Origin of the sequence: Streptococcus timonensis (assembly GCF_047460355.1) — a bacterium.
Taxonomy (GTDB): domain Bacteria; phylum Bacillota; class Bacilli; order Lactobacillales; family Streptococcaceae; genus Streptococcus; species Streptococcus timonensis_A.
On the sequence record NZ_JASHGL010000001.1, the window covers coordinates 523,222 to 539,240 of the forward strand.

Here is a 16,019-nt window from a genome sequence, read left to right on the forward strand (position 1 = left end):
TTTGTCTCCTATCTTACAAGTTTTCCCAGTCAAATTCTTCTGCATCTTTGCGAAGCAATTCTTGTGCGCTACGCAATTTTTCAGTAATCTTGACAAAGATACGGAAGTCGTCAAAGATGGCATCCAATTTATTGATAACATCAAGATCTACCAAGTCACCATTCTTATCAAATGCTTGAAGAGAATGAGAGAGTAAGAATTCATCAGGAAGAACTGTTGCTTTAATCTCAGGAGCATTCAAAATTTGACGAAGTTGCAATTGAGCACGTGAAGAACCAAGAGTACCATATGAAGCACCAGTAATCATGACTGGTTTATTCAAAAGTGGGAATACTCCATAAGAAATCCAAGCTAGGGCGCTCATAAGAACAGCTGGAATTGAGTGATCATATTCAGGAGTGCCGATAATCACACCATCAGCTGCATCAATTTTTGCAACAATTTCTAAGGCTTCTGCAGGAATAAGTTTATCTGCAGGTTTGTTGAAGACTGGTAGGTCTTTAATTTCTACCAATTCGATTTCTGCTTTATCAGCAAAGTGTTTCTGCATATATTGAAGCAGTTGGCGGTTTGTGGAACGTTTTGAGTTAGTTCCTACAATAGCAATAAGTTTAAGCATGGGCTTTCCTTTCTCTTTTGCATTATTAATTAATTACCGTTGGATACCAGATGAACAAGCGATGCGTCCATCTTTGTCAATGAGGATGGCTTCGATGCCATCAATATTTTCGACTTGCCACATAATAGAAGCGCTACGTTCACCGAATAGGCGGGTTGTCCAAATCTCACCATCAACGGATTTATCAGAGATAATCGTTAGGCTAGCGAGTTCTGTTTCGACAGGGAATCCTGTCTCACTATCAAAAATATGGTGATAGTCTTTTCCGTCAATTGTCAGGTGCCGTTCATAAATACCCGAAGTAACAACTGATTTTCCAGTAACTGATAAGGTCATCAGGTGATTACCACGTGTATGAGTTGGATCTTGAATGCCGATTTGCCAAGGTTGACCGTTTTTTGCCTGGTTATTACCAATTGTGAGGATGTTTCCTCCAAGATTGATAAGAGCAGAAGTGACTCCATTCTCTTTCAAGAATATGGCAACCTTATCCGCGCTATAGCCCTTTGCTAAACACCCTAAGTCAATTTTCATTCCCTTTTTTTCTAGGAAAACTGTAGAATTGACTGAATCGAGTTTAATAAAATGAGGGTCTATTAGTGCTAAGGCTGAAGCAATTTCTTCAGAGCTTGCAACTTTTGCATCGGAAAAACCGATGCGCCAGGTTTGAACCAAAGGGCCAATGCTAATGTTGAGATGGCTTTTAGGTGCTAGGCTGTGGTCTAAACCTAATGAAATCAGTTCAAATAAATCAGGATGAACTTTAACAGGAGCAATGCCAGCAAGATAGTTGATTTCCATCAATTCAGATTCAGCACTATTGGCATTGAACCGAAATTCAAGCTCTTTAAGCAAATCAAAAGCTTGTCTGAGCAGACAATCAGCCCGATCATGTACTAAGGAAATGGTAATCGTAGTTCCCATTAGTCGTTCAGAAGATGAACAGAAAGGCAAAAAACTAACTCCTTTCAAGTCAATTGGAAATAGTTGTAAATCCTGTCATGAAAGTAACTTTGAGATTTATATTTTATTCCCGTATAAATAGCATATCATAAAGTCAGCGTTTTCACAATTTGTTTTTTTAAAAAAGTCAAGAAAAATGCTCAAAAGCATAATTATAAAAAATAATACTCTTGATAAGTTTTTTTTATAATAAATTAATTTTAATTTTAGTCAAAATTAAGTAATTTCAAACAAAAAAACTTGTAAACGCTAACAGAAAATGATATACTAGTACAGTAAAAAATTTTAAATAAAAGGTAGGAATTATCTTATGAGTAAAATCGTAGTTGTGGGTGCTAACCACGCTGGAACTGCATGTATCAACACAATGTTGGACAATTTTGGAAACGAAAACGAAATCGTTGTATTTGACCAAAACTCAAATATTTCATTCCTTGGATGCGGAATGGCTCTTTGGATCGGTGAGCAAATCGATGGTGCTGAAGGATTGTTCTACTCAGATAAAGAAAAATTGGAAGCAAAAGGTGCTAAAGTTTACATGAACTCACCAGTTCTTTCAATTGACTATGACAACAAAGTTGTTACTGCAGAAGTTGAAGGAAAAGAACACAAAGAATCATACGATAAGTTGATCTTCGCTACTGGTTCTACACCAATCTTGCCACCAATCGAAGGTGTTGAAATTGTTAAAGGAAACCGTGAATTCAAGACAACTCTTGAAAATGTTCAATTCGTTAAATTGTACCAAAATGCTGAAGAAGTTATCAACAAACTTGCTGATAAGAGCCAACACCTTGAGCGTATCGCTGTAGTTGGTGGTGGATACATCGGTGTTGAACTTGCTGAAGCTTTCGAACGTCTTGGAAAAGAAGTTGTGCTTGTTGATATCGTTGATACTGTATTGAACGGTTACTACGACAAAGACTTCACTCAAATGATGGCTAAAAACTTGGAAGACCACAACATCCGCTTGGCACTTGGTCAAACTGTAAAAGCTATCGAAGGTGATGGTAAAGTTGAACGCTTGGTAACTGACAAAGAAACATTTGACGTTGATATGGTTGTTCTTGCAGTTGGTTTCCGTCCAAACACTGCTCTTGCTGACGGTAAGATCGAACTCTTCCGTAACGGTGCTTTCCTTGTTGACAAGAAACAAGAAACATCTATCCCAGGTGTATACGCTGTTGGTGACTGTGCAACTGTTTATGACAACGCTCGTAAAGACACTAGCTACATCGCACTTGCTTCAAACGCTGTTCGTACTGGTATCGTTGGTGCTTACAACGCTTGTGGACATGAACTTGAAGGAATCGGTGTTCAAGGATCAAATGGTATCTCAATCTACGGCCTTCACATGGTTTCAACTGGTTTGACACTGGAAAAAGCAAAAGCTGCAGGTTACAACGCAACTGAAACTGGATTTAATGACCTTCAAAAACCAGAATTCATGAAGCATGATAACCATGAAGTTGCTATCAAGATTGTCTTTGATAAAGACAGCCGTGAAATCCTTGGTGCTCAAATGGTATCTCGCGATTCAGCAATCGGTATGGCTATCCACATGTTCTCACTTGCTATCCAAGAACATGTTACAATTGATAAATTGGCATTGACTGACCTTTTCTTCTTGCCACACTTCAACAAACCATACAACTACATCACAATGGCAGCATTGTCGGCTGAAAAATAATCTCTATTAAAACAGAAGAGCATGCTCTTCTGTTTTTTTGTATATTGAAATAAAAAAGCAATCCTGTAATGGGATTGCTTTTCAGTTCAAATTGCTAGTTTACCTAGGATCAAATGTAAAACCTTCCCCTAGGATTTCGTGGGCTTCAGTGATAGTAATAAAGGCCATAGGATCAATGCTGTGAATCATCTCTTTCATCTTAACCATCTCATTTCTAGCTACGATACAATAGACAATCTTTAAATCGTTTTTACTGTAGTAGCCTTGACCTGAAATAAAAGTAACACCACGTCCCAGCTCGTCATTAATTTTATCAGCTAGTTCCATTGGTTTTTGAGTGATGATCATGAAGCCTTTACCAGCATAACCACCTTCTCCAATCAAATCTATAACTCGAGATACGATAAAGTCGAATAAGAGGGTATAAGTTACTAGACGGAGATCTTGAAAAATAATTAAAATCAACATCAGGATTAGGAAGTCTAATCCAAAGAGTAATTTACCGACTGAAATATTGGTATATTTATTAAGGATTCGAGCAACGATGTCAGTTCCACCTGTAGTTCCACCAGCGTTGAAAATAATTCCTAATCCAACACCTAGGAGTACTCCTGAGACTAAGGCTACGATAACTAAATCACCTTCAAGATTAAACTGAAGAGGAATCTTCTCAAAGATAGCCAGCCAGACGGATACTGAGATGGTTCCCAGGAGACTCGAATATAGAGTCTTTGCTCCAAAAATTTTCCAAGCGAGAATAAAGAGCGGGATGTTAATGATGATGTTCATCAATGAGATAGGGATATTAAAGAGATAGTAGGTAATTAAGGTAATCCCTGTGGCTCCACCTTCAAATAAATGATGTGGGACTACAAAATATGTAAGTCCGAAGGCAAATATAGCAGCACCTAGTATGATAGTCATGATGGACTTAATATGGTTATACATTCAGAGAAAGACCTCCTTTCTGTAGTACTAAAAATTGTAGCATGGAAGCTTAGCTAAATTTCATGGATTGGATTTTATCTGGATCTGGCGTGACTCGGAGAGTTTTTTGTCCTGTATAAGTAACGAAACCAGGTTTTCCACCAGTTGGCTTATTTAGTTTTTTTACCTGAATCATATCAACTTGTACTAAATTAGATAAGCGACCTTTTGAGTAGTAGGCTGCAAGTTCTGCTGCATCCGTCTTGACCTCGTCAGATGGGTCGAGATTTCCTGAGATGACGACATGACTTCCAGGAATGTCTTTAGCGTGGAACCAAAGCTCATCTTTTCGGGCCATTTTAAAGGTTAATTCATCATTCTGGAGGTTATTTCGACCAACATAGATGATAGTCTTGCCATCACTAGCAAGATATTTTTCAGGTTTTTTCCGCTTATGAAGTTTCTCACGTTGGCGTCTTCTGATGAAGCCTGTTTCAATCAACTCCTCACGAATCTCAGCGATTTCATCCAATCCAGCTTGATTAAGAACTGTCTCAACACTTTCCAGATAGAGAATGGTTGACTTGGTTTCTTCTATCAGTTCTGTCAAATATTTAACAGCTTCTTTGAGTTTTTGGTAGCGTTTGAAGTAGCGTTGGGCATTCTGGTTGGGAGTCAAGGCCTTATCAAGCGCGATTGTAACTGGTTGATTAGTGTAATAATTATCCAAAACCACCTGATCTTGGTCATTTGGAACTTGATGAAGAAAAGTCGTTAGTAACTCGCCTTTTTGTCGGAATTCCTCAGCATTTTCGGTAGCAAGCAGTTCTTTTTCTTGTTTCTTAAGCTTTTGACGATTTTTTTGCAGTTCATTTTCAACTCGGCGAATGAGTTCACTCGCCTGTTGTTTGACACGGTCACGTTCAGCCTTGTCCTTATAATAGCTATCTAATAGCTCTGAAAGGCTATTGAAAGATTCACCCACACGATTTGAGAAAGGTACAGAGCTAAATGATGTTTCCGTAAGATAAGGGTTTGTTTCTTGAGAGAAAAAGTTACGGAAGGTATTTAGTTTATCATCAAGGAGTATTTTCTCCAATTCCATAGCTGTATCACTTCCCAATCCTTGGAAAAGATGTTGAAGATTCTTTGTAGTTAATTCTTGAGTTTGGAGAATTTCAAATAGTTTTTCATTCTTGATAGTAAAAGGATTAAAGGCATCTGAGCTTGGAGGAGCGATGTAAGTAGCTCCCGGTAATAAGGTCCGATAGCTATTTTGAGAAAAACCAATATGTTTGATAACTTCGAGGATTTTTTGCTCAGTTTTGTCTACCAAGAGAATATTACTATGTTTTCCCATAATCTCAATGATAAGAGTCGCCTGGATATGATCTCCAATTTCATTTTTGTTAGAAACTGTGATTTCCACGATACGATCATTATCAATTTGTTGGATAGATTCAATGACAGCACCTTGAAGATACTTCCTTAAAACCATAATAAAGGTTGATGGCTGTGCAGGGTTTTCAAAAGTTGATTCAGTTAATTGAATACGACCAAAAACTGGATGGGCAGAAAGGAGCAAACGATGACTTTTACGATTGCTTCGAATTTGCAAGACTAATTCTTGTTCAAAAGGTTGATTAATTTTCTGGATACGACCATTTACTAATTCTGCTCGTAATTCCTCAACCATGTGGTGTAAAAAAAATCCGTCAAATGACATGGTTCTCTCCTCGTGATTGTATTACATAGTATTATATCAAAAAGGTAGAATAAAATCATAGAAATATGGTATAATAAAGCCAAGTAAAGAGAATCGAGAAACACATGTTTATTGAAATAGTAGATGAAACTGGAAAAGTTTCAAACGAAATTCTACAACAAACTCAAGAAATTTTAGAGTTTGCTGCCAAAAAGTTAGGAAAAGAAGACAAGGAGATGGCGGTTACTTTTGTGACGAATGAGCGGAGTCATGAACTCAATTTGGAGTATAGAGATACAGATCGTCCTACAGATGTTATCAGTCTTGAATACAAACCAGAGCTAGAAATTACCTTTGATGAGGAAGATTTAGCAGAGAATCCTGACTTGGCAGAAATGCTGTCAGAATTTGATGCCTATATCGGTGAACTATTCATCTCTATTGATAAAGCGTATGAGCAAGCTGAAGAATACGGTCATAGTTTTGAACGTGAGATGGGCTTCTTAGCAGTTCACGGCTTTTTACATATTAACGGTTATGATCACTACACTCCCGAAGAAGAAGCGGAGATGTTCGGTTTACAGGAAGAAATTTTGACTGCCTATGGACTCACAAGACAATAAAAGAAAATGGAAAAACCGTGACCTGATCACAAGTTTGGAATTTGCTTTTACAGGGATTTTGACAGCGATTCAGGAAGAACGCAATATGAGAAAACATGCAGTGACGGCTTTGGCGGTTATCCTTGCAGGTTTTGTTTTTCAGGTGTCTCGAATCGAATGGCTTTTTCTACTTCTAAGCATTTTCTTAGTGGTAGCATTTGAGATTCTTAACTCAGCTATCGAAAATGTTGTGGATTTGGCTAGCCATTATCACTTCGATATGCTGGCAAAGAAGGCTAAGGACATGGCGGCTGGTGCCGTGCTTGTAGTCTCACTTTTTGCCGCTTTGACAGGTGCGCTTATCTTTCTCCCACGGATTTGGGATTTATTATTTTAACAGTAAGAGGAAATTATGACATTTAAATCAGGCTTTGTAGCCATTTTAGGACGTCCCAATGTTGGGAAGTCAACTTTTTTGAATCACGTCATGGGGCAAAAAATTGCCATTATGAGTGATAAGGCGCAAACAACGCGTAATAAAATTATGGGAATTTATACGACTGATAAGGAACAAATTGTCTTTATCGATACTCCGGGGATTCACAAGCCTAAAACTGCCCTCGGAGATTTTATGGTAGAGTCAGCATATAGCACCCTTCGTGAAGTGGATACCGTGCTTTTTATGGTTCCTGCAGATGAGCCACGTGGTAAGGGTGACGATATGATTATCGAACGTCTTAAAGCTGCAAAAGTTCCCGTAATTCTAGTAGTTAATAAAATTGATAAGGTTCATCCGGATCAACTTTTGGCTCAAATCGATGATTTCCGTAATCAAATGGACTTCAAAGAGATTGTACCAATCTCAGCTCTTCAGGGAAATAATGTATCACATTTAGTAGATATCTTAAGTGAGAATTTAGAAGAAGGTTTTCAATATTTCCCAACTGATCAAATTACAGACCACCCAGAGCGATTCTTGGTTTCAGAAATGATTCGTGAGAAAGTTCTTCACTTAACTCGTGAGGAAATCCCGCATTCTGTTGCAGTTGTGGTGGACTCTATGAAACGTGATGAGGAGACGGACAAGGTTCATATTCGAGCAACCATCATGGTTGAACGTGACAGCCAAAAGGGTATCGTCATCGGAAAAGGTGGCGCCATGCTCAAGAAGATCGGAACCCTTGCGCGGAAGGATATCGAGCTCATGCTAGGGGATAAAGTCTTCTTAGAAACTTGGGTCAAGGTCAAGAAAAACTGGCGTGATAAAAAGCTAGATTTGGCTGACTTTGGCTATAATGAGAAAGAATATTAAGTAGAGGTGGGCTCATGCCTGCTTCTTGTTTTTACAGAAGGAGGATGTATGCCTGAATTACCTGAGGTCGAAACGGTTCGCCGTGGTCTAGAAAAATTGATTCTTGGAAAAAAGATTTCTAGCATAGAGGTCCATTATCCAAAAATGATCAAGACAGATTTGGGCGAGTTTCGAAAGGAAGTGCCTGGCCAAGTAATTGAGTCAATAGGACGTCGTGGAAAATATTTGCTTTTTTACCTAACAGACAAGGTTTTGATTTCCCATCTGCGGATGGAGGGCAAGTATTTTTATTATCCAGACCAGATCCCTGAACGCAAGCATGCCCATGTTTTCATTCGGTTTGAAGATGGAGGAACGCTTGTTTATGAGGATGTACGCAAGTTTGGGACCATGGAACTGCTGACACCTGAGCTTTTGAAATCCTACTTTATCTCCAAAAAGTTAGGTCCAGAACCTACCAAGAAAGACTTTGATTTACTAACCTTTGAAAAAGCTCTTAAGAAATCTAAAAAGCCAATTAAAACTCACTTGTTAGATCAAACTCTAGTTGTAGGTTTGGGAAATATTTATGTGGACGAGGTTCTTTGGAGAGCTAAAGTTCACCCTGCTAAATCTTCACAACTAATAACAGGAAAAGAAGCAAGAGCTATTCACGAACAAACCATAAGCGTTTTGGAGCAAGCTGTTGATAAGGGTGGTTCAACCATTCGCACCTATACCAATGCTTTTGGTGAAGATGGAACCATGCAAGATTTTCATCAGGTCTATGATAAAGCCGGACAAGCTTGTTCACGATGTGGATCCATCATCGAAAAAATTCAACTTGGTGGACGAGGAACTCATTTTTGCCCTAGGTGTCAAAGGAGAAGTTGATGGGAAAAATTATTGGAATTACAGGGGGCATATCTTCTGGCAAATCAACTGTAACAAATTTTTTACGTCAAAGAGGCTTTCAAGTGGTTGATGCTGACGCTCTTGTACATCAGCTTCAAGCTCCAGGTGGTCGACTCTACAATATTTTAGTGGAGCATTTTGGCAACCAGGTTCTTTTGAAAAATGGACAACTTAACCGCCCTCTACTAGCTAGTCTGATTTTTTCTAATCCTGAAGAACAAGAATGGTCAAAAGAAACTCAAGGTCAAGTTATTCTTGAAGAGTTGGCCGCTTTAAAAAATCAGTTGGCTCAGACTGAAGATATGTTTTTTATGGATATTCCCCTCTTATTTGAACAAGGTTATGAATCTTGGTTTGATGAAGTATGGTTAATCTATCTAGATAGAGAAACTCAGATTGAAAGATTGATGAATAGAGACAAACTATCTCTAGAAGCTGCTGAAGTAAGACTTGCATCTCAGTGGCCCCTAGATAAAAAGAAAAAACTTGCGACTCACATTATTGACAATAGTGGGAATCAGGACCAACTGTTTGATCAGGTCATTTCTCTACTAGAGAGAGGTGAGTTCCATGAAAGAAATTAATTGGAAAAACAATCTTCGCATAGCTTGGATTGGATGTTTCTTGACAGGGGCTTGTGTATCCTTGGTTCTACCTTTTATGCCAATTTTTGTTGAAGAATTAGGAGTTGAACCAAGTCAGGTCACTTTCTATTCAGGGATAGCTATTTCAATCTCTGCTGTTTCGGCTGCTTTTATATCGCCTATTTGGGGAATTTTAGCAGACAAATATGGCCGTAAACCTATGATGATTAGAGCAGGGATAGCTATGACTATTACTATGGGAGGCCTGGCCTTTGTTCCAAATATCTTTTGGCTTTTAGTCTTACGTTTTTTGAATGGAGTATTTACTGGATACGTACCAAATGCAACTGCCTTAATAGCTAGTCAAGTTCCAAAGGATAAGTCGGGTTATGCTCTGGGAACAATAACATCTGGAGTTTTGGCAGGAACACTTTCAGGCCCTTTTGTTGGAGGTTTGATTGCAGAAGTATTTGGGATTCGAAATGCCTTTTTAATGGTTGGGGCTCTGGTATCTTTAGCTGCTATCTTGACTATATTCTTTATCAAGGAAGATTTTCAACCTGTAACCAAAGAAACTGCAATTCCCACAAAATATTTATATGCTAGCCTGAAGTATCCATACCTTTTATTTAACTTATTTGCAACAAGTTTTGTCATTCAATTTGCAGCTCAATCTATCGGACCTATTCTCGCTCTCTATGTGCGTGAACTAGGGCAGAAGGAGAATCTTCTCTTTGTCTCTGGTGTAATAGTTTCTAGCATGGGTTTATCGAGTATGATGAGTGCAGGTATTATGGGACGATTGGGAGATAAAGTTGGCAATCATCGACTTCTGATCTTAGCTCAAGTCTATTCAGCTGTAATATATGTACTTTGTGGCAATGCTACAAGTCCAGTTGAACTTGGAATTTACCGCTTTCTTTTCGGTCTAGGAACAGGGGCTTTAGTTCCCGGTATCAATGCTATTCTTAGTAAAATGGCTCCAAAATCAGCTATTTCGAGGGTGTTTGCTTTCAACCAAGTATTTTTTTACCTAGGAGGGGTGATTGGTCCTCTAGCAGGTTCATTAGTAGCAAATCAATTTGGTTATAAGTCTGTTTATTACGCAACAGCAGCCTGTGTTGCTTTGAGTTGTATTTTTAACCTTATCCAATTTAGAACATTATTAAAAGTGAAGGAAATCTAGTGCGCGTAAAAATTAATCTTAAGTGCTCTTCTTGTGGTAGCATCAATTATCTAACAAGTAAAAACTCAAAAACTCATCCATACAAGATAGAAGTCTTAAAATATTGTCCAAAGGAAAGAAAAGTTACTTTACATCTTGAATCTAAATAGCTTTTATGGTAAAATGATAAGGATTTTAAGGAGTTTGATATGTATAACCTATTATTAACCATTTTATTAGTATTATCTGTTGTGATTGTAATTGCGATTTTTATGCAACCAACTAAAAACCAATCTAGCAATGTATTTGATGCCAGTGCAGGTGATTTGTTTGAACGTAGCAAAGCGCGCGGTTTTGAAGCTGTGATGCAACGTTTGACAGGAATTTTAGTCTTTTTCTGGCTAGCCATTGCCTTAGCATTGACGATATTATCAAGTAGATAAGAAAATAATGGGCGAGACTAGGTCTTAGCCTATTTTTGTTTTTAAAGACATAAGGTTTTACACCAAAAGAAAAATTTATAAATCTAGAAAGAAAACATGAAAGATAAAATAAAAGAATATTTAAAAGAGAAGGGACGTGTCACAGTTAATGACCTAGCCCAAGCTCTAGGAAAGGATGGATCCAAGGATTTTCGTGAGTTAATCAAAACCCTTTCCTTGATGGAACGTAAGCATCAGATTCGCTTTGAAGAAGATGGTAGTCTAACCCTGGACCAGAAGAAGAAGCATGAGATTACCCTCAAGGGGATTTTTCATGCCCATAAAAATGGCTTCGGTTTTGTTAGTCTGGAAGGCGAGGAAGATGACCTTTTTGTAGGAAAAAATGATGTTAACTATGCCATTGATGGCGATACAGTTGAAATTGTAATCAAGAAGGTTGCAGATAGACAGAAAGGAACAGCTGCTGAAGCTAAGATTATTGATATTTTAGAACACAGTTTGACGACGGTTGTTGGTCAAATCGTTCTTGATGAGGAAAAACCAAAGTATGCGGGTTATATCCGTTCAAAAAATCAAAAAATTAGCCAACCAATCTACGTTAAAAAGCCAGCTATTCAATTGGAAGGGACTGAAGTTCTCAAGGTCTTTATTGATAAGTACCCAAGTAAGAAACACGATTTCTTTGTGGCTAGTGTATTAGATGTGGTTGGGCATTCAACAGATGCAGGGATTGATGTCCTTGAGGTCTTGGAGTCAATGGACATTGTCTCCGAGTTTCCAGAGGCTGTTCTTAAAGAAGCAGAAAGAGTTCCGGATGCACCATCAGAGAAGGATATGGAAGGTCGTCTGGACTTAAGAGATGAAATTACCTTTACCATTGATGGAGCTGATGCAAAAGACTTGGATGATGCTGTTCATATCAAACCATTGAAAAATGGAAATATCGAACTAGGTGTTCACATTGCCGATGTCTCCTACTATGTGACAGAGGGTTCTGCTCTTGACAAGGAAGCTCTCAATCGTGCGACCTCTGTCTATGTGACAGACCGTGTAGTTCCAATGCTACCAGAGCGCCTCTCAAACGGAATCTGTTCTCTTAACCCTCAAGTGGACCGCTTGACTCAATCTGCTATTATGGAGATTGATAAAAATGGTCGTGTTCGTAATTATACGATTACTCAGACTGTTATCAAGACAAGTTTCCGTATGACCTATAGTGATGTCAATGACATCCTAGCAGGTGATGAGGAGAAGAGACAAGAGTATAAGAAAATCATTCCTAGTATCGAGTTAATGGCTAAGCTCCATGAGACTTTGGAAAGTATGAGAATCAAGCGTGGTGCTTTAAATTTTGATACCAATGAAGCTAAGATTTTAGTCGATAAAAAAGGTAAGCCAGTTGATATTGTTCTTCGTCAACGTGGTGTCGCTGAACGTATGATTGAGTCTTTTATGTTGATTGCTAACGAAACAGTTGCAGAACACTTTAGCAAGCTGGACCTACCTTTTATCTATCGGATTCACGAGGAGCCTAAAGCTGAAAAAGTTCAGAAATTTATTGATTACGCTTCAAGTTTTGGATTACGAATCTATGGAACTGCCAGTGAGATTAGTCAGGAAGCCCTTCAAGACATTATGCGTGCTGTTGAAGGCGAGCCATATGCGGATGTATTATCAATGATGCTTCTGCGTTCGATGCAGCAGGCTCGTTATTCTGAGCATAATCACGGTCACTATGGATTAGCTGCAGACTACTACACTCACTTTACCAGCCCAATTCGTCGTTATCCTGACCTTCTTGTTCATCGTATGATTCGTGACTATGGACGTTCTAAGGATGTAGCAGATCATTTTGAACAGGTCATTCCTGAGATTGCCACCCAGTCTTCCAACCGTGAGCGCCGTGCTATCGAGGCAGAGCGTGAAGTCGAAGCTATGAAAAAAGCTGAGTACATGGAAGAGTATGTTGGCGAAGAGTATGATGCAGTTGTTTCAAGTATCGTTAAATTTGGTCTTTTTGTTGAATTGCCAAATACAGTCGAAGGCTTGATCCACATCACAAATCTACCTGAGTTTTATCATTTTAACGAACGTGATTTGACCCTCCGTGGGGAGAAATCAGGAATTACTTTCCGTGTGGGACAGCAGATCCGTATTCGTGTCGAAAGAGCGGATAAGATGACTGGTGAGATCGATTTCTCCTTTATTCCAAGTGAATTTGATGTCATTGAGAAAGGTCTGAAAGGCTCTGGTCGTAAGGATAGAGGGCGTCGTTCAGATAAGAAAGATGACAAGAGAAAAGCTGGTCGCTTAGGTGATAAGCGCAAGCATTCTCCAAAAGACAAGAAGAAAAAGAGCAAGAAACCTTTTTATAAGGAAGTAGCAAAGAAAGGAGCCAAGCATGGCAAAGGGCGAGGGAAAGGTCGTCGCGCAAAATAAAAAGGCGCACCACGACTATACAATCGTAGATACGCTAGAAGCGGGAATGGTCCTGACAGGAACTGAGATCAAGAGTGTTCGAGCAGCTCGCATCAATTTGAAAGATGGGTTTGCTCAGGTTAAGAATGGGGAAGTTTGGCTGAGTAATGTCCATATCGCTCCATATGAAGAGGGCAATATCTGGAACCAGGAGCCAGAACGTCGTCGTAAACTTCTCATTCATAAAAAACAAATCCAGAAATTAGAGCAAGAAACCAAAGGGACAGGGATGACCCTGGTTCCTCTTAAAGTTTATATTAAAGATGGTTATGCTAAGCTTCTTTTAGGATTAGCAAAAGGGAAACATGATTACGATAAACGTGAGTCTATCAAACGCCGTGAGCAAGATCGTGATATTGCGCGTGTCATGAAAGCAGTTAACCATCGATAGAAAGAGTGAAGAATATGGAAAAACTAGTTGCCTATAAACGCATGCCTGTCTGGAATAAAGACACCATGCCTGAAGCTGTTCAAAGAAAACACAATACTAAGGTCGGAACCTGGGGCAAGATTACCGTATTAAAAGGGATTCTTAAGTTTATTGAGTTGACTGAAGACGGGGAAATTATAGCTGAGCACCTCTTTGAAGCGGGTGCCAATAATCCCATGGCTCAGCCTCAAGCCTGGCACCGTGTAGAAGCTGCTACAGATGATGTAGAATGGTACTTGGAATTTTATTGTAAACCGGAGGATTATTTCCCTAAGAAATACAATACTAATCCAGTTCATTCGGAAGTTTTAGAAGCTATGGATACAGTAAAACCATGTAAGGCACTAGACCTAGGATGTGGTCAGGGTAGGAATGCACTCTTTCTAGCTCAACATGGCTTTGATGTCACAGCTGTAGATCAGAATGAGCTATCTCTTGAAATCTTGCAAAGCATTGTGGAGCAAGAAGATTTAGAAATGCCTGTCGGTATCTACGATATCAATTCAGCTAGCATTGGACAAACTTATGATTTTATCGTATCAACGGTTGTTCTGATGTTTTTACAAGCAGATCGCATTCCAACTATTATTCAAAACATGCAGGAACAAACCTCAATTGGAGGTTACAATTTGATTGTGTGTGCTATGGATACAGAAGATTATCCTTGTTCAGTCAACTTCCCATTCACTTTTAAAGAAGGAGAATTGGCAAATTACTACAAGGATTGGGAATTCATCAAATACAATGAAAATCCTGGCCATCTCCACCGTCGTGATGAAAACGGAAATCGTATCCAACTACGCTTTGCGACCATGTTGGCTAAAAAAGTAAAATAAATATTAAGCGAGTAGATAATAGATATTATCTACTCATTTTTCTTAATGTAAAGTTTGAGGTCTTATAATCCTATTTATGTTATACTAGAGGTGGATAAGATTAATTAAACTAGTAGGTAAAATTTGGGTGTATGCATAGATAAGCAAGGGATTTTCTATAGACGGAGGTATGCTATGACTAGTCTTTTGGTAGAACTTTACGATAGACATGTTTTAGAAAAGAATGTCTATCAAGCCTATATCAGTAATAGTGATGAGCTCCTTTTCCTATCTCTGGACAAGATAGATGATGATGAGAAATTCTCCCTTCGGCAATTTATTTTGGATCAAGTAGCTCATGTCAAGAGAGTAACTTTTCGTCAGGTTTCCTTAGAGCAACTGGAGGCTCAGTTAGATTTTAGTTTGCCTAACTATGACCAGGTTCTTCTTGATGTTTTTGGTGGAGACTCTCTATTAGCAATATCACTTTACCAATATGGCTTAAGTCGAAATCTACCAATAGTCGCTATGGATATTGAGAATGGTAAGCAGTACAAGTGGCAAGCCGGTAGATTATTAAAGGAAGATTTAGATATTCCTACTCTGACAATCCAAGAGCTAATAGCCCTTCGTGGTGGCAAGTTGCTCAAATCAAAAAGACCAATTTTTAGCCAGCAACAGGTTGTAGCTATAAAAAAATTAGCGAAACTTGCTATTGCTGACCCTAGTCACTGGTACCAAGTTACTCAATTTTTCTCCTTAGCAAAAACAAATGACCTACATGCAGAAACAGAAAAAACACTAGCAAATAATGGTAAATCTTACACCTACCCAACGACACTAATTCCATTGCTGCAAGAGGCAGGAATGCTTCAAGTGAAGTTGGAGAATAAAAAGAAAGTTGTTTATACCTTTCCTAATCAAGAGGCTCAGATTTTCTGCCGAAGCAAGGGTCATGTTTTAGAGTTGTATCTCTATCTCTTGGCACTTGAATCTCAATTGTTTGATGAATGTATGGTTGGTGGAGAAATAGATTGGAATGGGATTTTCCCAGAAGCTGACAATGTTCAAAATGAGATTGATGTTATCTTGCGTAAGGGCCGGTCCATCGTTTTTATTTCCTGTAAAATGACCGACTTAGCAGTAGAGGCAATTAATGAACTGGAGGTTTATGCTAATCACTTCGCAGGAGAAACTTGTCATAAACTCATTGTTTGTACAGGAAAGGTCAATCCTGTTTATGCAAATCGTTGTCAGGAGTATGGAATTTTGGTGATTCGAAGTGAACAGATACCTAATATCATCCCTATGTTGACAAAATATACAAAAAAACAAAAAGGTAAATAATTCTACCAAAGAAAGACCGGTATTGCCGGTCTTTTTTTCTTTCTA

At 38.7% G+C, this 16,019-nt stretch carries 17 protein-coding genes; 13 read left to right on the plus strand and 4 right to left on the minus strand.

Annotated elements, in window-relative coordinates; translation table 11 throughout:
* Positions 1-13 precede the first annotated feature (13 nt).
* Positions 14-619 (minus strand): NADPH-dependent FMN reductase, encoded by a 606-nt coding sequence (locus QM941_RS02835; RefSeq protein ID WP_414338614.1) that lies wholly within the window; start codon positions 617-619, stop codon positions 14-16.
* A 33-nt stretch (positions 620-652) separates the two neighbouring features.
* Complete coding sequence (locus QM941_RS02840; RefSeq protein WP_414338617.1) at positions 653-1,573, minus strand: FAD:protein FMN transferase; 921 nt, start codon at positions 1,571-1,573, stop codon at positions 653-655.
* Positions 1,574-1,892: 319 nt separating this feature from the next.
* Between QM941_RS02840 and nox the strand changes: the two genes are divergently transcribed.
* Positions 1,893-3,272 (plus strand): H2O-forming NADH oxidase, encoded by a 1,380-nt coding sequence (gene nox, locus QM941_RS02845; protein WP_414338620.1) that lies wholly within the window; start codon positions 1,893-1,895, stop codon positions 3,270-3,272.
* Between the two features lie 99 nt (positions 3,273-3,371).
* On the opposite strand, the gene QM941_RS02850 is transcribed toward nox, so the two are convergent.
* Together QM941_RS02850 and QM941_RS02855 are read right to left on the minus strand one after the other, a co-directional pair.
* The gene (locus QM941_RS02850) at positions 3,372-4,220 is read right to left on the minus strand and encodes a YitT family protein (RefSeq protein ID WP_414338622.1); all 849 of its coding nucleotides are present in this window, start codon (positions 4,218-4,220) and stop codon (positions 3,372-3,374) included.
* Between the two features lie 49 nt (positions 4,221-4,269).
* Entirely contained in the window at positions 4,270-5,925 is a 1,656-nt protein-coding gene (locus tag QM941_RS02855; protein ID WP_414338625.1) for an NFACT family protein, read from the minus strand.
* Between the two features lie 104 nt (positions 5,926-6,029).
* Between QM941_RS02855 and ybeY the strand changes: the two genes are divergently transcribed.
* From ybeY to QM941_RS02915, 12 genes are all read left to right on the plus strand, one after another.
* Positions 6,030-6,527, plus strand: a complete 498-nt coding sequence (gene ybeY, locus QM941_RS02860; RefSeq protein WP_414338627.1) for an rRNA maturation RNase YbeY — start codon at positions 6,030-6,032, stop codon at positions 6,525-6,527.
* Positions 6,508-6,903 (plus strand): diacylglycerol kinase family protein, encoded by a 396-nt coding sequence (locus QM941_RS02865; RefSeq protein WP_414338630.1) that lies wholly within the window; start codon positions 6,508-6,510, stop codon positions 6,901-6,903. The genes ybeY and QM941_RS02865 overlap by 20 nt, the downstream gene beginning before the upstream one ends.
* A gap of 15 nt (positions 6,904-6,918) precedes the next feature.
* The gene (gene era, locus QM941_RS02870; protein ID WP_414338632.1) at positions 6,919-7,818 is read left to right on the plus strand and encodes a GTPase Era; all 900 of its coding nucleotides are present in this window, start codon (positions 6,919-6,921) and stop codon (positions 7,816-7,818) included.
* A gap of 48 nt (positions 7,819-7,866) precedes the next feature.
* On the plus strand, positions 7,867-8,691 hold the full coding sequence (gene mutM / locus QM941_RS02875) for a DNA-formamidopyrimidine glycosylase (protein ID WP_414338635.1): 825 nt from the start codon (positions 7,867-7,869) through the stop codon (positions 8,689-8,691).
* Positions 8,691-9,296 carry a dephospho-CoA kinase gene (gene coaE, locus QM941_RS02880; protein ID WP_414338637.1) on the plus strand — a complete coding sequence of 202 codons (606 nt, stop codon included), beginning with the start codon at positions 8,691-8,693 and terminating at the stop codon, positions 9,294-9,296. Before mutM ends, coaE begins: the two co-directional genes overlap by 1 nt.
* The gene (locus QM941_RS02885) at positions 9,283-10,482 is read left to right on the plus strand and encodes a multidrug efflux MFS transporter (RefSeq protein WP_414338640.1); all 1,200 of its coding nucleotides are present in this window, start codon (positions 9,283-9,285) and stop codon (positions 10,480-10,482) included. Before coaE ends, QM941_RS02885 begins: the two co-directional genes overlap by 14 nt.
* A complete protein-coding gene (gene rpmG / locus QM941_RS02890; protein WP_414338642.1) occupies positions 10,482-10,631 on the plus strand; it encodes a 50S ribosomal protein L33 in 150 nt (49 codons plus the stop codon). The genes QM941_RS02885 and rpmG overlap by 1 nt, the downstream gene beginning before the upstream one ends.
* Before the next feature lie 39 nt (positions 10,632-10,670).
* Complete coding sequence (secG, locus tag QM941_RS02895; protein WP_414338645.1) at positions 10,671-10,904, plus strand: preprotein translocase subunit SecG; 234 nt, start codon at positions 10,671-10,673, stop codon at positions 10,902-10,904.
* Positions 10,905-11,000: 96 nt separating this feature from the next.
* The gene (gene rnr / locus QM941_RS02900; protein WP_414338648.1) at positions 11,001-13,343 is read left to right on the plus strand and encodes a ribonuclease R; all 2,343 of its coding nucleotides are present in this window, start codon (positions 11,001-11,003) and stop codon (positions 13,341-13,343) included.
* Positions 13,306-13,773: an SsrA-binding protein SmpB gene (gene smpB, locus QM941_RS02905; RefSeq protein WP_414338650.1), complete on the plus strand. Its 468-nt coding sequence runs from the start codon at positions 13,306-13,308 to the stop codon at positions 13,771-13,773. The genes rnr and smpB overlap by 38 nt, the downstream gene beginning before the upstream one ends.
* Before the next feature lie 14 nt (positions 13,774-13,787).
* Positions 13,788-14,648, plus strand: coding sequence for an SAM-dependent methyltransferase TehB (gene tehB / locus QM941_RS02910; protein WP_414338653.1), 861 nt, complete (start codon positions 13,788-13,790; stop codon positions 14,646-14,648).
* A 174-nt stretch (positions 14,649-14,822) separates the two neighbouring features.
* The gene (locus tag QM941_RS02915; RefSeq protein ID WP_414338655.1) at positions 14,823-15,974 is read left to right on the plus strand and encodes a hypothetical protein; all 1,152 of its coding nucleotides are present in this window, start codon (positions 14,823-14,825) and stop codon (positions 15,972-15,974) included.
* Positions 15,975-16,019: the final 45 nt, after the last annotated feature.